The organism is Kitasatospora sp. NPDC005748, from assembly GCF_040630735.1.
In the GTDB taxonomy this organism is placed as follows: domain Bacteria; phylum Actinomycetota; class Actinomycetes; order Streptomycetales; family Streptomycetaceae; genus Kitasatospora.
The window spans coordinates 1-14409 of sequence record NZ_JBEXYD010000019.1 but is presented as its reverse complement, the minus strand read 5'-3'; the positions used below and the strand labels follow the sequence as shown (position 1 = coordinate 14409).

Below are 14409 nucleotides of genomic sequence, written 5' to 3'. Positions count from 1 at the left end.
GGCCGGGAGAGGGTGATCGTCAGCGTACGACGGTGCCGGGGGCGCCGGGCGGGACGGGACGCGCGGACGGGCGCCGTCCCCCCGCGCGGTGCGGGGGGACGGCGCCCGGGGGGCCGGTGCGGGCTCAGCCGAGCCGGCGGGTGAGCGGCGCGTCGGCGCGGGTGAACAGGACGGCCAGCAGTCCGGCGAACAGCGGGACGGCGACGGTGGTGAGCCCGATGTTCGCCCAGGGCACCACGATCGTGCTGCTGCCCGCCTGGTTGGCGACGTCACGGGCCATCAGCAGGGCGACCGCCGGGACGAAGCCGTTGATCGTGCCGAGGGCCGCGCCCAGGACGGCGATCAGCGCGCACTGGATGCCGGAGAGGGTCCGGCGGATCCCCGGCGGCGCGCCGACCGCGGCGAGGGTCGCCTGGTCGCGCCGGGAGTCGGCGGCGGCGAGGCCGGTGGCGATGCACGCGGCGCCGAGCACGACCAGGGCGGCGAAGCCGGTGAGGGCGATGGTCGGTACGTCGCTCTTCGGCTCGAACCCGCGCTCCACGTCGAGCAGGGCGCTCGGCAGGATGCGGTCGGCGGTGGCCGCGGCCCGCTGCGTCGCCTTGCGGTCCGGCGCGGTGGACGGCAGCCAGACCGAGCCGCTGGGCTTCGTCGTGAGACCCAGTCCGGTGATCGTCCGGGTGCCGATGACGCCGGCCCCGTACCGGGCGGCGGTCGGGTTCTCGACCACGACGGCGTCGACGGGGATCTCCCGGATCTCCTGCGCCGGGGCGGCACCCGGCTGCGGCGGGGCGGTGAAGCCACCCGTCAGCTGGAGCACGAGCTTGTCGCCGCTGAGCAGGGAGCGGTCGAAGACCACGGCCTTGCCGGCGGCCAGCGCCTGCTCGGCGGCCGGGTCGCGGACGGCGAAGGCGTTGTGCAGGACGGTCGCGTCGCCGACGACGAGGGCCCGGGAGCCGAAGCCGACCCCGCCCTTGACGGTGACGTTGCTGGAGCACTCCGCGCACCACGAGTAGACCGCGGTGCCGAGATCGGCGCGTTCCCCGAGCTCGGGCAGGTCCTGCTCGATGGCCGCACGTACCTGGGGGAGCAGCGGGCTGTCGGTGAGCACGCCGAGCGAGACGGAGTTGACCGGGCTGTGCGGCCGGTAGGAGGCGGCGTCCATGACGTCGCTGCTCGCGGTGTAGAGGCCGATCGCCACCGAGCCGGCGACGGCGGCCATCACGGCCGCGATGGCCGGGGCGGTGCGGCCGCGGTGGCGGGCCGAGTCGCGCAGGGCGAGCCGGCCGCCGAGCGGCAGGAACCGGGCGAGCCGGCCGCAGAGGGCGATCAGTACCGGGGTGAGGGCGAGCAGGCCGAGTTCGGCGGTGGCCGAACCCGCGAGCACCATCAGGGTCATCTTGTCCAGGCCGGCGAAGACCGGGATGCCCCGGCCGGTGCCGTCGTTGGTCCCGACGGCGAGCAGCGCGACGGCCGCGCCGGAGACGAAGAGCACGATGCCGGCGGCGGTGGTCCAGCGGCTCGGCGGCCTGACGGTGTCACGGCCGGTGAGGCCGGCGGTGACGCTCTGCCGGGCAGCCTGGAGGGCGGGCAGCGCGGCCGCGAGCAGCGCGGTGACCACGCCGACGACCGCGATGGCGAGCAGGTCGGGCGCCTGGACGCCGAAGTGGCCGAACCGGCTGCCACCGGTCTCCTCGATCCACGACCGGGTCAGGGCCACCAGGCCGGTCCCGAGCACCACACCGGTGACCGCGCCGACCGCGCCGAGCACCAGGCCCGAGCCGAGGACGACGGAGGCGATGTGGCCGCGGTCGCCGCCGCTCGCGCCGATCAGGGCGAGCTGCCGGCGCGACCTCCGGGCGCCGACGGCGAAGGCCGGCCCGGCGAGCAGGGCGACCTCCAGCAGGGCCATGCCCGCGACGGTGCCGACCACCACGGCCTTGTCGGAGCGCAGCGGGCTGCTGGAGCCGAACTCCAGCCGCTGGTAGGTGATCTGGGACTCGGACGGCGGGTCGAGCGCCACCGCGCGGGAGGTCGCGGTGAAGCCGTACCGGTTGAGCTTCTTGACGCCCTCCCAGTCGAGGGTCGCCCCGGCGGGCAGTTTCAGCAGCCAGGCCGGCTTGCCCGGGGTCGAGCGGTCGCCCGCCCCGGTCGGGGGCTTGGCGGCGGCCGGCGCGGCCGCGGCCAGCGGGGCGAGGACCTCGCCGGGGCGGCCGACGAACTCGACCTTGGCGAGGTCGTCGGGGTGCTCCACGACGCCGGTCAGGGTGAACGGCGTCTTCTCCAGCCCCTTGAGGGCGGTGGTCTGACCGAGGCGCAGGCCGGACTCGGTGAGGAACTCCCGGGTGACGGCCGCCTCGTGCGCGGCGTTCGGGGTGCGGCCCTCGACCAGGTCGAGTCGGCCCTTCCAGACCGGATCGGTGAGGTCGGCCTCGGCGGTCTCGGTCCGGACCAGGCCGTTGGGCGAGCCGGCGCTGGCGTTGAGACCGGCGGCGGCGGGCAGCAGGATCGAGCCGGGCAGCAGCTCCTTCAGCAGCGCGGCCGGGTCGGCGCCGGCGCTGCGGATCTGCTCCGGGGTCGGTCCCTGGTTGGCCCGGACGCCGATCGCGAGCGCGCCGTCCTCGGCGAACGGGCGCTGCTGGACGGTGCTGCCGAGCTCGTAGGCGGTGACGAGCGCGTCGGCCCCGCCGGCCAGCCGTTCGACCCGCTCCACCAGGGCGAGCTGGCCGCTGCGGTAGACGATGTCGGCGCCGGCCACGCCGAGCACGGGCAGCGAGATCATGGCGATGACGAGGGCGCTGCGGCCCTTGGCGCGCAGGGCGTCGCGGCGGGCGATCCGCAGCGCGACCTTCAGCGGTCCGAGCTTCATCCGGTGGCCTCGATCCGGTTCCCGTGGCGGGCGGCCATGGTCTGCAGGCCCTCGACGCTGCGGCCGAAGCCCTCGTCGACGATCAGCCCGTCGCGGAGGAAGACGACCCGGTCGGCCCAGCTGGCGTGCCGGGGTTCGTGGGTGACCATCATCGCGGCGGCGCCGGCGTCGCAGCGGGCCCGCAGGACGCCCAGGACGGCTTCGCCGTTGGCGGAGTCGAGGGCGCCGGTGGGCTCGTCGGCGAGGACGAGGCGGCGCTCGCCGACCAGGGCGCGGGCGATGGCCACGCGCTGCTGCTGGCCGCCGGACATGTCGTCGGGGTAGCGGCCGGCCAGCTCGGGGATGCCGAGTTCCTCCAGTGCCGCCAGTGCCTCACGGCGCGTCACCCGGCCGGAGACGCCGTCGAGTTCGCGCGGCAGCGCGATGTTCTCGGCGGCGGTGAGGGCCGGGATCAGGTTGTAGTCCTGGAACACGTAGCCGATCGAGCGCCGCCGGGCCGCGGCGAGCTTCTTGCGGCTCAGGCCGCCGAGTGCGACGCCCTCGACCAGGACCTGGCCGGTGGTGGGGGTGTCCAGGCCGCCGGCGAGGGTGAGCAGGGTCGACTTGCCGGAGCCGGACGGGCCCATCACGGCGACGAACTCGCCGGCCTGCACCCTGAGGTCCACGCCGCGCAGCGCGTGCACCTCGGCCGCGCCGCGGCCGTGCACCCGGGTGACGTTGTCCAGGTGCAGCACCGGGGCGGCGCCGTTCCTGGACGGACTGGTTTCGAACATGGGTCCCCCTTTGAGACAGGGCATCAGGAAGCCTTCGGCGGGTGGGGCGGGGCGCCTCCGGCCGGACCGGCTTTGCATACCCCGTATGTATATCGCACCTGCCGAGCAAAAGTATATGCAGGTTGCCGACATATCTTGTCCGCTGGACGGTCACGATTCTGTCCGGGCCCGGTCCGACCGCCGGCGGGGCGTCCGCGACCGCCCCGGCGGACCGGGCGGGACGGCTCGCGCCGACGGGGGAGCGAGGCGACAGCAGGAGGCAGCAGGAGCAGGAGGGGCAGCCACCATTTGGGCCGGCGGTCGTCAAGGTGCCGTCAAGGAACGCCTGTTGTGCGTACGCCCCGCGTCAAGGCCGGCCCGGGCCGGGGCGGACGGGGCTCCACTGGAGCTGCGGGCCCGCACCCCGGCGGCCCGCCGGTACTTCGGAAGGAACGTCCACCATGAGCGACACCCAGGTCCTCTTCGGCCACCCCGGCGCCACCGCGGGCACCGCCGTGCGGCGCCCGCTCGCCGTCGTCGAACGCGACGCCGTGCCGCCGCGCCGCCGCGGCCCCGCCCCGGTGCCCGACGTCCTGGCCGGGGCGGACGGGGAAGGCGACGAGCCGTCCGGGGCGGCCGTCCGGCAGTGGCGCGGCCGGGCGGCGCACTGCCGGATCGCCCTGCAGTACCTCGACTGACGCCGCCCGCGCCGGGCGGGACACCGCCGGCGCCCCGCCCGCCCCGCCCCCGCCCGCAGGAGCCGCCGCCATGACCGTCCTTCCCGCCCCCGCCCCCGCCCCCGTCCCCGTCCCCGCCCCCGTCCCCGTCCCCGCCCCCGCCCCCGCTGCCGACCCCGTGCCGGAGGCGGCGTCGCCCGTACCGGCGGGGGCCGCCGAGCCGCTCGGCGGCCCGTGGCCGGCCTCGGCGCACGCCGCCCCCGGTGGGGACCTGCTGGTCGGCGGGGTCGGCCTGGCCGAGGCCGCCGACCGGTTCGGCACCCCGCTGTACGTCCTGGACGAGGACGAGGTGCGGGCCCGCGCCCGCGCCTACCGGCAGGCCCTGCCGCACGCCGACGTGCTCTACGCGGCCAAGGCCTTCCTGTGCGGCGCGATGGCCGACTGGGTCGGCGAGGAGGGCCTCGGCCTGGACGTCTGCTCCTCCGGGGAGCTCTCGCTGGCCGCCGCGGCCGGGTTCCCGGCGCAGCGGATCCTGCTGCACGGCAACGCCAAGACGCCGGAGGAGCTCCGGCTCGCCCGGCGGCTGAGGGTCGGCCGGATCGTCATCGACGGACCGGGGGAGATCGCCCGGCTGGCGGCCCTGGTGGCCGCGGACACCCCGCAGCGGGTGCTGGTCCGGGTGGTTCCGGGCATCGCCGCCGGCCACCACGAGGCGGTGCGCACGGGCGTCGGCGGCCAGAAGTTCGGCCTCCCGATCGAGGGCGGGGACGCGGCCGACGCGATCGCCCGGGTGCTGGCCCAGCCCGGCCTCGACCTGGTCGGCCTGCACTGCCACCTGGGCTCCCAGATCACCGGGGTCGAGCCCTACCTCGCCGCCGTGGACACGGTGGTGGCCTTCCTGGCGGAGCTGCGCGAGCGGCACGGCGTCGAGCTGCCCGAACTGGACCTCGGCGGCGGCCACGGCATCCGCTACCTGCCGGGAGACGACGCCTTCGACCTCGCCGACTTCGCCGCCCGGGTGCCGCGCCGGCTCGCCGAGCGCTGCGCCGGGGCCGGGCTCGCGGTGCCGCGCCTGGTGATCGAGCCCGGCCGGGCCGTCGCCGGGCCGGCCGGGGTGGCGCTCTACCGGGTGCTGTCGGTCAAGCACGGCGCGGACGGCCGGGTCTTCGCCGCCGTCGACGGCGGCATGAGCGACAACCCGCGGCCCGCGCTCTACGGCTCCCCGTACACCGCGCGGCTGGTCGGCCGGCGCTCCGACGCCCCGGCGGCCCGCGTGGACGTGGTCGGGCGGCACTGCGAGGCCGGCGACGTGCTGGTGCGGGGCGCCGGCCTGCCGGCCGACCTGCGGGCGGGGGACCTGCTGGCCGTCCCGGCGGCCGGCGCCTACCAGTTCTCGATGGCCTCCGGCTACAACCTGGTCGGGCGCCCGGCCGTCGCAGCCGTCCGGGACGGCCGGGCCCGCCTGCTGATCCGCCGTGAGACGGTCGAGGACTTCCGGGCCCGCGAGGTCGGCCGCTGACCGGCGCCGCCCGGGGCGGGCGCGGACGCCCCCTAGGCCCGGTGCACGACCTCCCCGCCGACGACGCTCAGCTCGACGCGCGCCTCCGGGATCGCCTTCGGGTCGACGGCGAACAGGTCCTCGGAGATCAGGACGAGGTCGGCGAGCTTGCCGGGGGTGAGCGAGCCGAGGCGGTCGTCCAGGAAGTTGGCGTAGGCACTGCCGAGGGTGTAGCCGCGCAGCGCGGTGGCCAGCGAGACGGTCTCGCCCTCCATCCACGGCTCCCCGCCGGCCAGGCCCCGGCGGGTGACGGCGGTGTAGAGGCCGACCAGCGGGTCCATCTCGGCGACGTTCCAGTCGCTGGAGAAGGCGAGCGTCGCCCCGGCCTCCTGGAGGCTGCGCATCGGCCAGGCCTTGGACCAGCGGCCCTCGCCCACCGCCTCGGCCCAGTCCTTGCCGGGGCCGGCGATGTCGGGGGAGCAGTGCCGGGGCTGCATGCAGGCGACCACGCCCAGCTCGGCGAAGCGGGAGACGTCGGCCGGGTCGAGGCACTCGACGTGGACCACCTGGTGGCGGGCGTCGCGCGGCCCGTTGACCCGGCGGGCGTGCTCGACGGCGTCCAGCACGGTACGGATGCCGCGGTCCCCGGTCGCGTGCACGAAGGCCTGGAAGCCGGCCGCGTCGAGCGAGGTCAGGAGCTCGGCGAACTCCTCGGCGGGGTAGAAGGTCTCGCCCCGGTGGCTGTGGTGGCCCGCGTAGGGCTCCAGCAGCGCGGCGGTGTGCGGCTCGACCACGTCGTCGATGTACAGCTTCAGCGGGCCGACCCGGAAGCGGTCGCCGGTGTGGCGGCGGGCGGCCGCCGCGAACTCGGCGAGTTCCGCCGCGGTGGTGCCGCGCGGGTGGAACAGCGCGGCGACCAGGCGCGAGCGCAGCCGGCCCTCGGCGATGGCCCGCTCGAAGAGGGCGAGGTCGTCGAGCGAGTTCTGCGGTTCGACGACGGTGGTGATGCCGTAGCGGGCGGCCAGGTCGAGGCTGGCGGCGAGCCGCCCGTACTGCCGCTCGGGGTCGGCCCACGGCACCCCGGCGGCGCGCAGCGCGCGGTGCCCGTCGCGGGAGAGGCCGCGCACCGCGAAGTCGGTGAGGAACCCGGTGGGCTCGCCGGTCGCCGGGTCCTTCCGGACGGTGCCGAAGGCGAGTTCCCGGGTCTCGGCGGTGATGCCCAGGCGGCGCAGCGCGGCGGTGTTCAGCCAGGCGGTGTGCACGTCGTAGCTGAGGACCAGGGCCGGGTGGTCGCCGGTGTAGGGGTCGAGGTCGGCCGCGGTGGGCATCCGGCCGCCGGGGACGGCGGTGTAGTCGAAGGCCTCGGCCTCGATCCAGTCGGTGCCGGGGTTCCGCTCCAGCCACCGGCCGATCCGGCGGCCGATCTCGGGCAGGTCGGTGGCGCCGGCGAGTTGGACGCAGGCGGCGTCGGAGCCGAGCCGGACGTGGTTGTGGCTGTCGACGAAGCCGGGCACCAGCAGGCGCCCCCGGCCGTCGACGACCTCGGTGCCGGGCCCGGCCAGGGCCCGCCAGTCGTCGCCGTCGCCGACGTGGACGATCCGGCCGTCGCGGACGGCGACCGCCTCGGCGCGCGGCCGGCGGTCGTCCACGGTGTGGACGTGGGCGTTGTGGACGATCAGGTCGGCGGGGCGGTTCACGAGAACTCCGGAGCGGTGGCGGGAGCGGAAGCGGGGGTGCGGTCGGTGGCCGAGAGGCCGGCGGCGGCGCCGCGCGGGGCCTCGGCCTGGTCGGCCGGGAGGCTGAGCACCCAGTGGGTCGCGCTGCGCGGGCGCAGGTAGAGGAACCAGTAGAGGACCCCGACGAGCAGTACGGCGAGGGTGATCAGCAGGTCCCGGCCGGCCTGTTGGGTGAGCGCGTAGCCGAGCACCACGGTGGTGAGCACGGGCGCCACGGGCCAGAGCGGCATCCGCCAGGCGGGCGCGCCCCGGTGCCGGCCGCGCCGGGCGAGCAGCGCGGCGACGCCGAGCAGCAGGTAGATGACGGCGACCACGACCCCGGTGAAGCCGAGCAGCGCGTCGATCGGGACGGTCAGGGCGAGCACGGCGCCGGGCGCGCCGATCGCGAGGGTGGCGACCCACGGCGAGCCCCAGCGCGGGTGCAGGGTGCCGAGTGCCCGGTTGACCGGGTCGGGCCAGGTGCGGTCGCGGGCGGAGGCGTACAGCACCCGGCCGTTCTGGATCACCATGACGATGACGGCGTTGAGGATCGCGGCGGCGATGCAGAGGCTGACGAAGGTGCCCACCGTGCTGCCGGCCCAGGAGTCGACGATGGCGACCAGGTCACCGGCGGCCAACTGGTCGGGCGACGCGACCCCGAGGCAGATCGCCACCACCGGGACGGTGATCACCACGACCCCGGCCAGCAGCGACCAGAGCACCGTGCGGGCGACCGTGCGGCGCGGGTCGCGCAGGTCCTCCGAGAGGTAGACGGCGGTGCCGAAGCCGTTGTACGTGAACATCGCCACGGCCAGCCCGGACACCAGCAGTCCGAGGGTGAACGGTCCGGTGCCGCCCTGCCCGTCCGGGACGACGGCGTGCACCAGTGAGGAGACCGGCTGGTGGACGTGGGTGAAGCCGAGCACCGCGACGATGCCGGCGGCGAGCACTTCGAGTCCGAGGAAGATGCCGGTGATCAGCGCGTTGGACTTGATGTCCAGCACGCCGACCGCGACGGCCAGCGCCATCACGGCGGCGCCGGCGACCGCCGGGTCCAGCGAGAGCACCGAGCCGAGGTAGTCGGCGGTGCCGAGCGCGATGATCGGCGGGATGACCAGCAGCGAGACGATCGAGATCATGAAGACCAGCCAGCCGGCCAGTCGCCCGAGCACCTGGCCGACGATCGAGTACTCGCCGCCGGCGCTGGGCACCAGGGTGCCGAGTTCGGCGTAGCAGAGGCCGACGCCCAGCGAGAGCACGGCGGCGATCAGCAGGCTGATCACGGCGCCGCTGCCCTGCGACATCAGCAGCGGGGGCACCACGATGAAGAGCGACGAGGCCGGGGTGACGCAGGACAGGGTGAGCAGGACCCCGCCGAAGACGCCCAGGGAGCGGGGGAGCGCCTCGACCGCGGGCCGGGGGGAGCCGGCGGGCTGCGGGGGACCGGCGGGCCGGGGGCCGTCGGCGGTCTGTGGGGGAGGGGAAGAGGCCATCGGGGGACCGGACTCTCTCACGGGGAAGGTGTCCGACCATTGAAAGGGTGGCGAAAAGAAAGCGTCAAGGGCTCACGACTGTCATTTCGCCCAGAGAATCGGCCTCATTCTGCGAATCATTTGCCAATCATCATTCAGGGTTGTCGAATGCCGGTCCGATGGGCAGATCGTAGGTGTAGGACTCCTTGACGATGTCGAGGTGCACCCAGGACTCCGAGCGCGTCACGCCGGGCAGTCCGCGGAGCGCCTCCAGACCCTGCAGCAGGGCCGGGCGGTCCGGGGCGTCCAGCCCGCAGACGAGGTCGAAGCGGCCGTAGCCCGAGGCCACGTAGTTGACGCCGGGCAGCGCGGCGGCGGCCTCCGCGACCTCGCGTGCCGGTCCGAGCACCCCGAGCCCCACCCCGGCGGCCTCCCGGACGCCGAGCGCCCGCGACTCCACCAGGCCGGTGACGTGCACCGCGCCGACCTCCAGCAGGCGCAGCACCCGGGCCCGGGTGGCCGGCTGGGAGAGGCCGATCCGGTCCGCCAGCGCCGCGAAGCTCGCCCGCCCGTCGGCCTGGAGGAGTCCGAGCAGCCGCCGGTCGGTCCCGTCCAGGGCGGGCAGCGCGCCGGTCCGCAGGTCCGGCCCGGACGGCGCGTACGCGTCCCGGACCAGCTCGGTGCAGCGGAACACCTCGACGCCGCGTACCCCGGGCACCGCCCGCAGCGCGGCGAACTCGCGCTCCAGCGCCGCGTCGTCGGCCACCCGGAGCTCGGCGATCACGCTCCGCCGCCCGGCGGTGCAGGAGACGAAGCTGGCCGCCCGCCGGCCGGCGGCCGCCACGGCCACCGGCCGGGCCGGGCCGGCCACGTCCAGGGAGGCGTGGGCGACGGTGGTGATCCCGGCGACGGCGGGCGGCACGATGCCGACGATCCGCACCTCGCCCCGGGTCAGCAGCCGCTGCACCCGGGCCCGCGCGGCCTCCCGGGAGATCTCCAGCAGTTCGGCGAGCCGCTGGTAGCTGACGCGGCCGTCGCGCTGGAGCTCCCGTACGAGGGCGGCGTCCGTGGTGTCGAGCACGAGGGGCTCCCGGGGGCGGCGGGGTGGCTGGTCCCGGCAATCTATCCGGCCGCGGCGGGGCCGGGCCGGACGGGTCCGCGCGACTGCGCCGGGGGCGGAGGGTTACCGCAGGTGGGGCCCGTCGTTGTCCAGGCATGAGAAACGACCTCCAGGCCTTCGCCCTCGCAGGCGAAGAAACGATTCCTCATGAGCAGGCACCGATCTTCACGCACCTCGTCGCCCTCTGGATCGGCTACGGGCGGACGGTGCCCGGCCACGTCGACCAGGAGTGGCACCGGCTGGTCCAGCCACCCCGGTTCGCCCCGCCGGCCCTCGGTGCCACCGGTCCCGCCGGAGAACCGGAATGACCGGCCGGGAGACACCGCACGTCCCCCCGCAGCGCTCCGGCGCGGAGGCGACGGCCCTGGACCTCGACCTGCGGGCGGTCGTCTGTCCGGGCCTCACCGTCTGCGTGAAGGCCCGCCTGCGCTACGACGTGGCCGAGCCGTACGCGGTCTACCTGGACAGTCACGTCGACCGGGCGGAGCCGATCACCTGGATGTTCGCGCGCGAGCTGCTGGCGGCGGGGACCACGCGGGAGGCGGGCATCGGCGACGTGTCGGTCCGCCCGGGCACCGGCGAGGAGGCCGGTACCGTGCTGGTCGCGCTCGGCGGGGACGAGGGCAGTGTCGTGCTCCGGGCCCGGGCCGCCGAGGTCAGGGTCTTCCTCGGGCGCACCGACCGCCTGGTCCCGCCCGGCCGGGAGCACGAGTACCTCGACCTGGACGGGCTGGTGCGCCGGCTGCTCGACCACGGCAGGCCGGGGCCGTGACCGGGGGCGGCGGAAGGTGCCCGGCTGCCCGCGCGGGCGGGGCGGTGACCGGGGGCGGCGGAAGGTGCCCGGCTGCCCGCGCGGGCGGGGCGGTGGACCGGAGGGGCGGCCGGGAGCGGTCGGCCGCGGCAGGCCGTCGGCGCGGAGCCGTCGGCGCGCGGGCGGTGCGCGGGAGCGACCGGGCGGCGGAAGGCGAGGAGGCCGCCGCCCCGGACGGGATCAGCGGGTCTTGGCGGGCGGCGTCGCGGCGGCCTGCTGCTCGTTCTTCTCCTTGATCCGCACGGCCTCCTTGCGGACGTCGGCCTGAACGGTGCGCTCGCGCTCCAGCCAGGTGGGGTTCTCGGTCTTCAGGGCCTCGATCTGCTCGGTGGTGAGCGCCTCGGTGACGCCGCCGCGGGCCAGGCCCGAGACGGAGACGCCGAGCTTGGCCGCGACGACCGGGCGGGGGTGCGGGCCGTTGCGCCGCAGCTCCTGGAGCCACGCGGGCGGGTCGGCCTGCAGGGTGTTGAGCTCCTCGCGGGAGACCACGCCCTCCTGGAACTCGGCGGGGGCGGCGTTGAGGTAGATGCCCAGCTTCTTGGCGGCCGTGGCCGGCTTCATGGTCTGGGTCGTCTTCGACTTGAGCGATGTCATGGTCACTAGGGTAAGCGAGTGAGTGGCGGCCCCGATCACGGTCGGTAGCCTTGCAGCGTGACAGAGATGCAGGCGAACCCCTCGTTCCGACTGGTGTACGTTCCGGGCGTGACGCCCGGTAAGTGGGTGCGCGTCTGGGAGGAGCGGCTGCCCGACGTCCCGCTCACCCTGGTCGCGGTACCGGTGGAGGAGGGCGCGGCGACGCTGCTGGCCGACGCCGCCGACGCGGGGCTGGTCCGGCTCCCGGTGGACCGGGACCGCCTCAGCGCGATCCCGCTCTACACCGAGGCCACGGTCGTCGTGTTCCCGAAGGACCACTGGCTGGCGGCGGCCGACGAGGTGCCCCTCGCGGACCTCGCCGAGGAAGTGGTCTTCCACCCGCTGGACGACACCCTGGGCTGGGCGGAGTTGCCCGGCCGCCCGGCGATCGAGCGCCCGGCCACCACCGCGGACGCGATCGAACTGGTGGCGGCGGGGGTCGGCGTCCTGCTCGTCCCGCAGTCGCTCGCCCGCTTCCACCACCGCCGGGACCTCACCTTCCGGACGGTGTCGGACGCCCCCCAGTCGCAGGTCGCCCTGGCCTGGCAGCTGGACCGGACCACCGACCTGATCGAGGAGTTCATCGGGATCGTCCGCGGCCGGACGGTCAACAGCTCGCGCGGCCGGGGCCAGACGCCCCCCGCGGCCGAGCAGCCGAAGAAGGCCGCCGCCGGTGGCGGCCGCCCCCGCGCCGGTTCCGGCAAGCCCGCGGCCGCGGGCCGCTCCGGCGGCGGGAAGTCCGGCGGCGGCCGCCCCGCCGCGGGGAAGTCGGGCTCCGGCAAGGCCGGCGCGCCCCGCCGCGGCCGCCCCCGCCGCTCCTCCTGACCCGCCCGCCGGCCCCCGCCACGATGGACCGGGGGCCGGCGGCGGTGGGGTCGGGACGAACCCCGGCCGGGCCCGTGACGCCTCCGGCCGGCGGTCACCGCCCGCGCGGCGGTGCCGTCAGCTGGGCTGCCACAGTTCGATGCGGTTGCCCTCGGGGTCGGTGACCCAGCCGAACCGGCCGACGCCCGCCATGTCCTGGGTCTCCTCGGCCACGTCCGCGCCCTTGGCGCGGAGTTGCGCGAGCATCGCCGCCAGGTCGCGGACACGGAAGTTGAGCATCGTCCGCTGCGCGGGGGAGCCGAAGTAGTCGGTTCCGGACTCGAAGGCCGCGAACACCGTCGGCCCGGCTTCCTGCTGCCACAGGCCGTGCTCGTCGGCGTCGAGACCGAGGCAATCGCGGTACCAGGCGCCCAGCGCCACCGGGTCGGTGGCCCGCATGAAGTACCCGCCCACTCCCAGCACACGTTCCATGCCGCCATCCTGCCAGGCCCGTCGATCCGGCGAGTGGCGCGGCGGGCGGACCGGTGCGCTCCAAGGGTTGCGCTGGATACCCCCTGGGGGTATGAATGGAGCCACGCCCGATTGGTACCCCTAGGGGGTATCTAACCACGGGCGTCACGACAGGCTCGTCGACCGCTCCGGAGGAAACCATGTCCTGCTGCTCCACCACCGGCACCTGCTCCACCGGCGCCACGACCGTCGCCACCATCGGCGCCGTGACCACGGTCTACGCGGTCACCGGCCTGACCTGCGGCCACTGCGAGCAGGCCGTCGGCCGGGCGATGACGGGCCTGCCGGGCGTCACCGCCGTCGACGTGGACGTCGAGGCCGGCCTGGTCACCGTCGTGTCCGAGGCCGAGCCGGACGACGAGGTGCTGCGCGAGGCGATCGACGGCGCGGGCTATGCGCTGACCGGCCGGGTCTGACCCGGCCCCGTACCCCCGAGGGGTATCAACGGGAGCGGTCCCGCGAGGGTCCGCCCCGCAGCACCCGCAAGACGGTCGCGCCGAGGGCGCCACCGACGACGCACCACGAGGAGCCCAGATGACCACTCAGGCGCCCGCCTCCACGGAGGTGGACCTCCGGATCGGCGGCATGACCTGCGCGTCCTGCGCGGCCCGGATCGAGAAGAAGCTCAACCGGATGGAAGGGGTCGAGGCCACGGTCAACTACGCGACCGGGAAGGCGCGGGCAGTCGTGGCCGACGGCGTCCGGATCGCGGACCTGGTCGCCACCGTCGAGGCCACCGGCTACACCGCGGCCCTCCCGGCCCCCGACACCGCGCGGGCGCCGGCCGCGCGGCCGGCGGGGGCCGGTGCACAGGGGGCGGAGGCCGGTGCCGAACCGGACGAACTCGCCCCACTGCGGCAGCGGTTGGCCACCGCGCTCGCCCTGGCGGTACCGGTGATCGCGATGGCCATGGTGCCGGCCCTGCAGTTCGACAACTGGCAGTGGCTCTCGCTCACCCTCGCGGCGCCGGTCGTCACCTACGCGGCCTGGCCCTTCCACCGGGCCGCCTGGACCAACCTGAAGCACGGCGCCGCGACCATGGACACCCTGGTCTCGCTCGGCACGCTGGCCGCCTTCGGCTGGTCGCTCTGGGCCCTGTTCCTCGGGCACGCGGGGATGCCGGGCATGCGGCACGCCTTCGAGTTCAGCCTCGCCCGCGGTGACGGCTCGGCCGACATCTATTTGGAGGCGGCGGCCGGCATCGTCGCTTTCGTGCTGGCCGGCCGCTACTTCGAGGCGCGCGCCAAGCGGACCGCCGGCGCCGCGCTGACGGCGCTGCTGGAGCTCGGCGCCAAGGACGTCACCGTGCTGCGCGGCGGCGTCGAGGTCCGCCTCCCGATCGCCGAACTCGCCCCCGGGATGCGGTTCGTGGTGCGTCCGGGGGAGAAGATCGCGACGGACGGCACCGTGGTCGAGGGCTCCTCCGCGGTGGACGCCTCGATGCTCACCGGCGAGTCCGTCCCGGTCGAGGTCACCGTCGGCGACACCGTCACCGGCGCCACCCTCAACGCCGGCGGCCGCCTCGTCGTC

Annotated in this window: 14 protein-coding genes; 7 read left to right on the top strand and 7 right to left on the bottom strand. The window is 75.7% G+C overall.

The window, feature by feature from the left end; genetic code table 11:
• Positions 1-124 precede the first annotated feature (124 nt).
• Both ABZ495_RS16695 and ABZ495_RS16690 read right to left on the bottom strand, forming a co-directional pair.
• Complete coding sequence (locus ABZ495_RS16695; RefSeq protein WP_359836497.1) at positions 125-2866, bottom strand: ABC transporter permease; 2742 nt, start codon at positions 2864-2866, stop codon at positions 125-127.
• Complete coding sequence (locus ABZ495_RS16690; RefSeq protein WP_359836494.1) at positions 2863-3639, bottom strand: ABC transporter ATP-binding protein; 777 nt, start codon at positions 3637-3639, stop codon at positions 2863-2865. The genes ABZ495_RS16695 and ABZ495_RS16690 overlap by 4 nt, the downstream gene beginning before the upstream one ends.
• A 440-nt stretch (positions 3640-4079) precedes the next feature.
• On the opposite strand from ABZ495_RS16690, the gene ABZ495_RS16685 reads away from it, so the two are divergent.
• Together ABZ495_RS16685 and lysA are read left to right on the top strand one after the other, a co-directional pair.
• Entirely contained in the window at positions 4080-4316 is a 237-nt protein-coding gene (locus tag ABZ495_RS16685; RefSeq protein ID WP_359836491.1) for a hypothetical protein, read from the top strand.
• Between the two features lie 70 nt (positions 4317-4386).
• Positions 4387-5814, top strand: coding sequence for a diaminopimelate decarboxylase (lysA, locus tag ABZ495_RS16680; RefSeq protein ID WP_359836489.1), 1428 nt, complete (start codon positions 4387-4389; stop codon positions 5812-5814).
• Positions 5815-5846: 32 nt separating this feature from the next.
• Here lysA and ABZ495_RS16675 read toward each other — a convergent pair whose 3' ends face one another.
• The 3 genes from ABZ495_RS16675 to ABZ495_RS16665 form a co-directional block, all read right to left on the bottom strand.
• A complete protein-coding gene (locus ABZ495_RS16675) occupies positions 5847-7490 on the bottom strand; it encodes an amidohydrolase (protein ID WP_359836488.1) in 1644 nt (547 codons plus the stop codon).
• A complete protein-coding gene (locus tag ABZ495_RS16670; RefSeq protein WP_352290851.1) occupies positions 7487-9001 on the bottom strand; it encodes an APC family permease in 1515 nt (504 codons plus the stop codon). Before ABZ495_RS16670 ends, ABZ495_RS16675 begins: the two co-directional genes overlap by 4 nt.
• 130 nt (positions 9002-9131) lie before the next feature.
• Positions 9132-10061: an Lrp/AsnC family transcriptional regulator gene (locus tag ABZ495_RS16665; protein WP_359836485.1), complete on the bottom strand. Its 930-nt coding sequence runs from the start codon at positions 10059-10061 to the stop codon at positions 9132-9134.
• Between the two features lie 134 nt (positions 10062-10195).
• On the opposite strand from ABZ495_RS16665, the gene ABZ495_RS16660 reads away from it, so the two are divergent.
• Positions 10196-10408 (top strand): hypothetical protein, encoded by a 213-nt coding sequence (locus tag ABZ495_RS16660; protein WP_359810949.1) that lies wholly within the window; start codon positions 10196-10198, stop codon positions 10406-10408.
• Entirely contained in the window at positions 10405-10872 is a 468-nt protein-coding gene (locus tag ABZ495_RS16655; protein ID WP_359836483.1) for an SsgA family sporulation/cell division regulator, read from the top strand. Before ABZ495_RS16660 ends, ABZ495_RS16655 begins: the two co-directional genes overlap by 4 nt.
• A gap of 219 nt (positions 10873-11091) precedes the next feature.
• Here ABZ495_RS16655 and ABZ495_RS16650 read toward each other — a convergent pair whose 3' ends face one another.
• Positions 11092-11505 (bottom strand): DUF5997 family protein, encoded by a 414-nt coding sequence (locus tag ABZ495_RS16650; protein WP_359810952.1) that lies wholly within the window; start codon positions 11503-11505, stop codon positions 11092-11094.
• Positions 11506-11562: 57 nt separating this feature from the next.
• On the opposite strand from ABZ495_RS16650, the gene ABZ495_RS16645 reads away from it, so the two are divergent.
• Entirely contained in the window at positions 11563-12369 is an 807-nt protein-coding gene (locus ABZ495_RS16645; protein ID WP_329486579.1) for a LysR substrate-binding domain-containing protein, read from the top strand.
• Between the two features lie 117 nt (positions 12370-12486).
• Here ABZ495_RS16645 and ABZ495_RS16640 read toward each other — a convergent pair whose 3' ends face one another.
• Positions 12487-12840, bottom strand: coding sequence for a VOC family protein (locus ABZ495_RS16640; RefSeq protein ID WP_352290856.1), 354 nt, complete (start codon positions 12838-12840; stop codon positions 12487-12489).
• Positions 12841-13019: 179 nt separating this feature from the next.
• On the opposite strand from ABZ495_RS16640, the gene ABZ495_RS16635 reads away from it, so the two are divergent.
• Entirely contained in the window at positions 13020-13295 is a 276-nt protein-coding gene (locus tag ABZ495_RS16635; protein WP_359810957.1) for a heavy metal-associated domain-containing protein, read from the top strand.
• Positions 13296-13413: 118 nt separating this feature from the next.
• Positions 13414-14409: heavy metal translocating P-type ATPase (locus ABZ495_RS16630; protein ID WP_359836481.1), on the top strand; the 996-nt coding region annotated here is incomplete at its 3' end.

What these genes read in the sequence shown, in the direction of transcription:
- ABZ495_RS16695 (WP_359836497.1), bottom strand. Translation starts at nt 2,866, where the DNA reads ATGAAGCTCGGACCGCTGAAGGTCGCGCTGCGGATCGCCCGCCGCGAC.
- ABZ495_RS16690 (WP_359836494.1), bottom strand. Translation starts at nt 3,639, where the DNA reads ATGTTCGAAACCAGTCCGTCCAGGAACGGCGCCGCCCCGGTGCTGCAC.
- ABZ495_RS16685 (WP_359836491.1), top strand. Translation starts at nt 4,080, where the DNA reads ATGAGCGACACCCAGGTCCTCTTCGGCCACCCCGGCGCCACCGCGGGC.
- lysA (WP_359836489.1), top strand. Translation starts at nt 4,387, where the DNA reads ATGACCGTCCTTCCCGCCCCCGCCCCCGCCCCCGTCCCCGTCCCCGCC.
- ABZ495_RS16670 (WP_352290851.1), bottom strand. Translation starts at nt 9,001, where the DNA reads ATGGCCTCTTCCCCTCCCCCACAGACCGCCGACGGCCCCCGGCCCGCC.
- ABZ495_RS16660 (WP_359810949.1), top strand. Translation starts at nt 10,196, where the DNA reads ATGAGAAACGACCTCCAGGCCTTCGCCCTCGCAGGCGAAGAAACGATT.
- ABZ495_RS16655 (WP_359836483.1), top strand. Translation starts at nt 10,405, where the DNA reads ATGACCGGCCGGGAGACACCGCACGTCCCCCCGCAGCGCTCCGGCGCG.
- ABZ495_RS16650 (WP_359810952.1), bottom strand. Translation starts at nt 11,505, where the DNA reads ATGACATCGCTCAAGTCGAAGACGACCCAGACCATGAAGCCGGCCACG.
- ABZ495_RS16640 (WP_352290856.1), bottom strand. Translation starts at nt 12,840, where the DNA reads ATGGAACGTGTGCTGGGAGTGGGCGGGTACTTCATGCGGGCCACCGAC.
- ABZ495_RS16635 (WP_359810957.1), top strand. Translation starts at nt 13,020, where the DNA reads ATGTCCTGCTGCTCCACCACCGGCACCTGCTCCACCGGCGCCACGACC.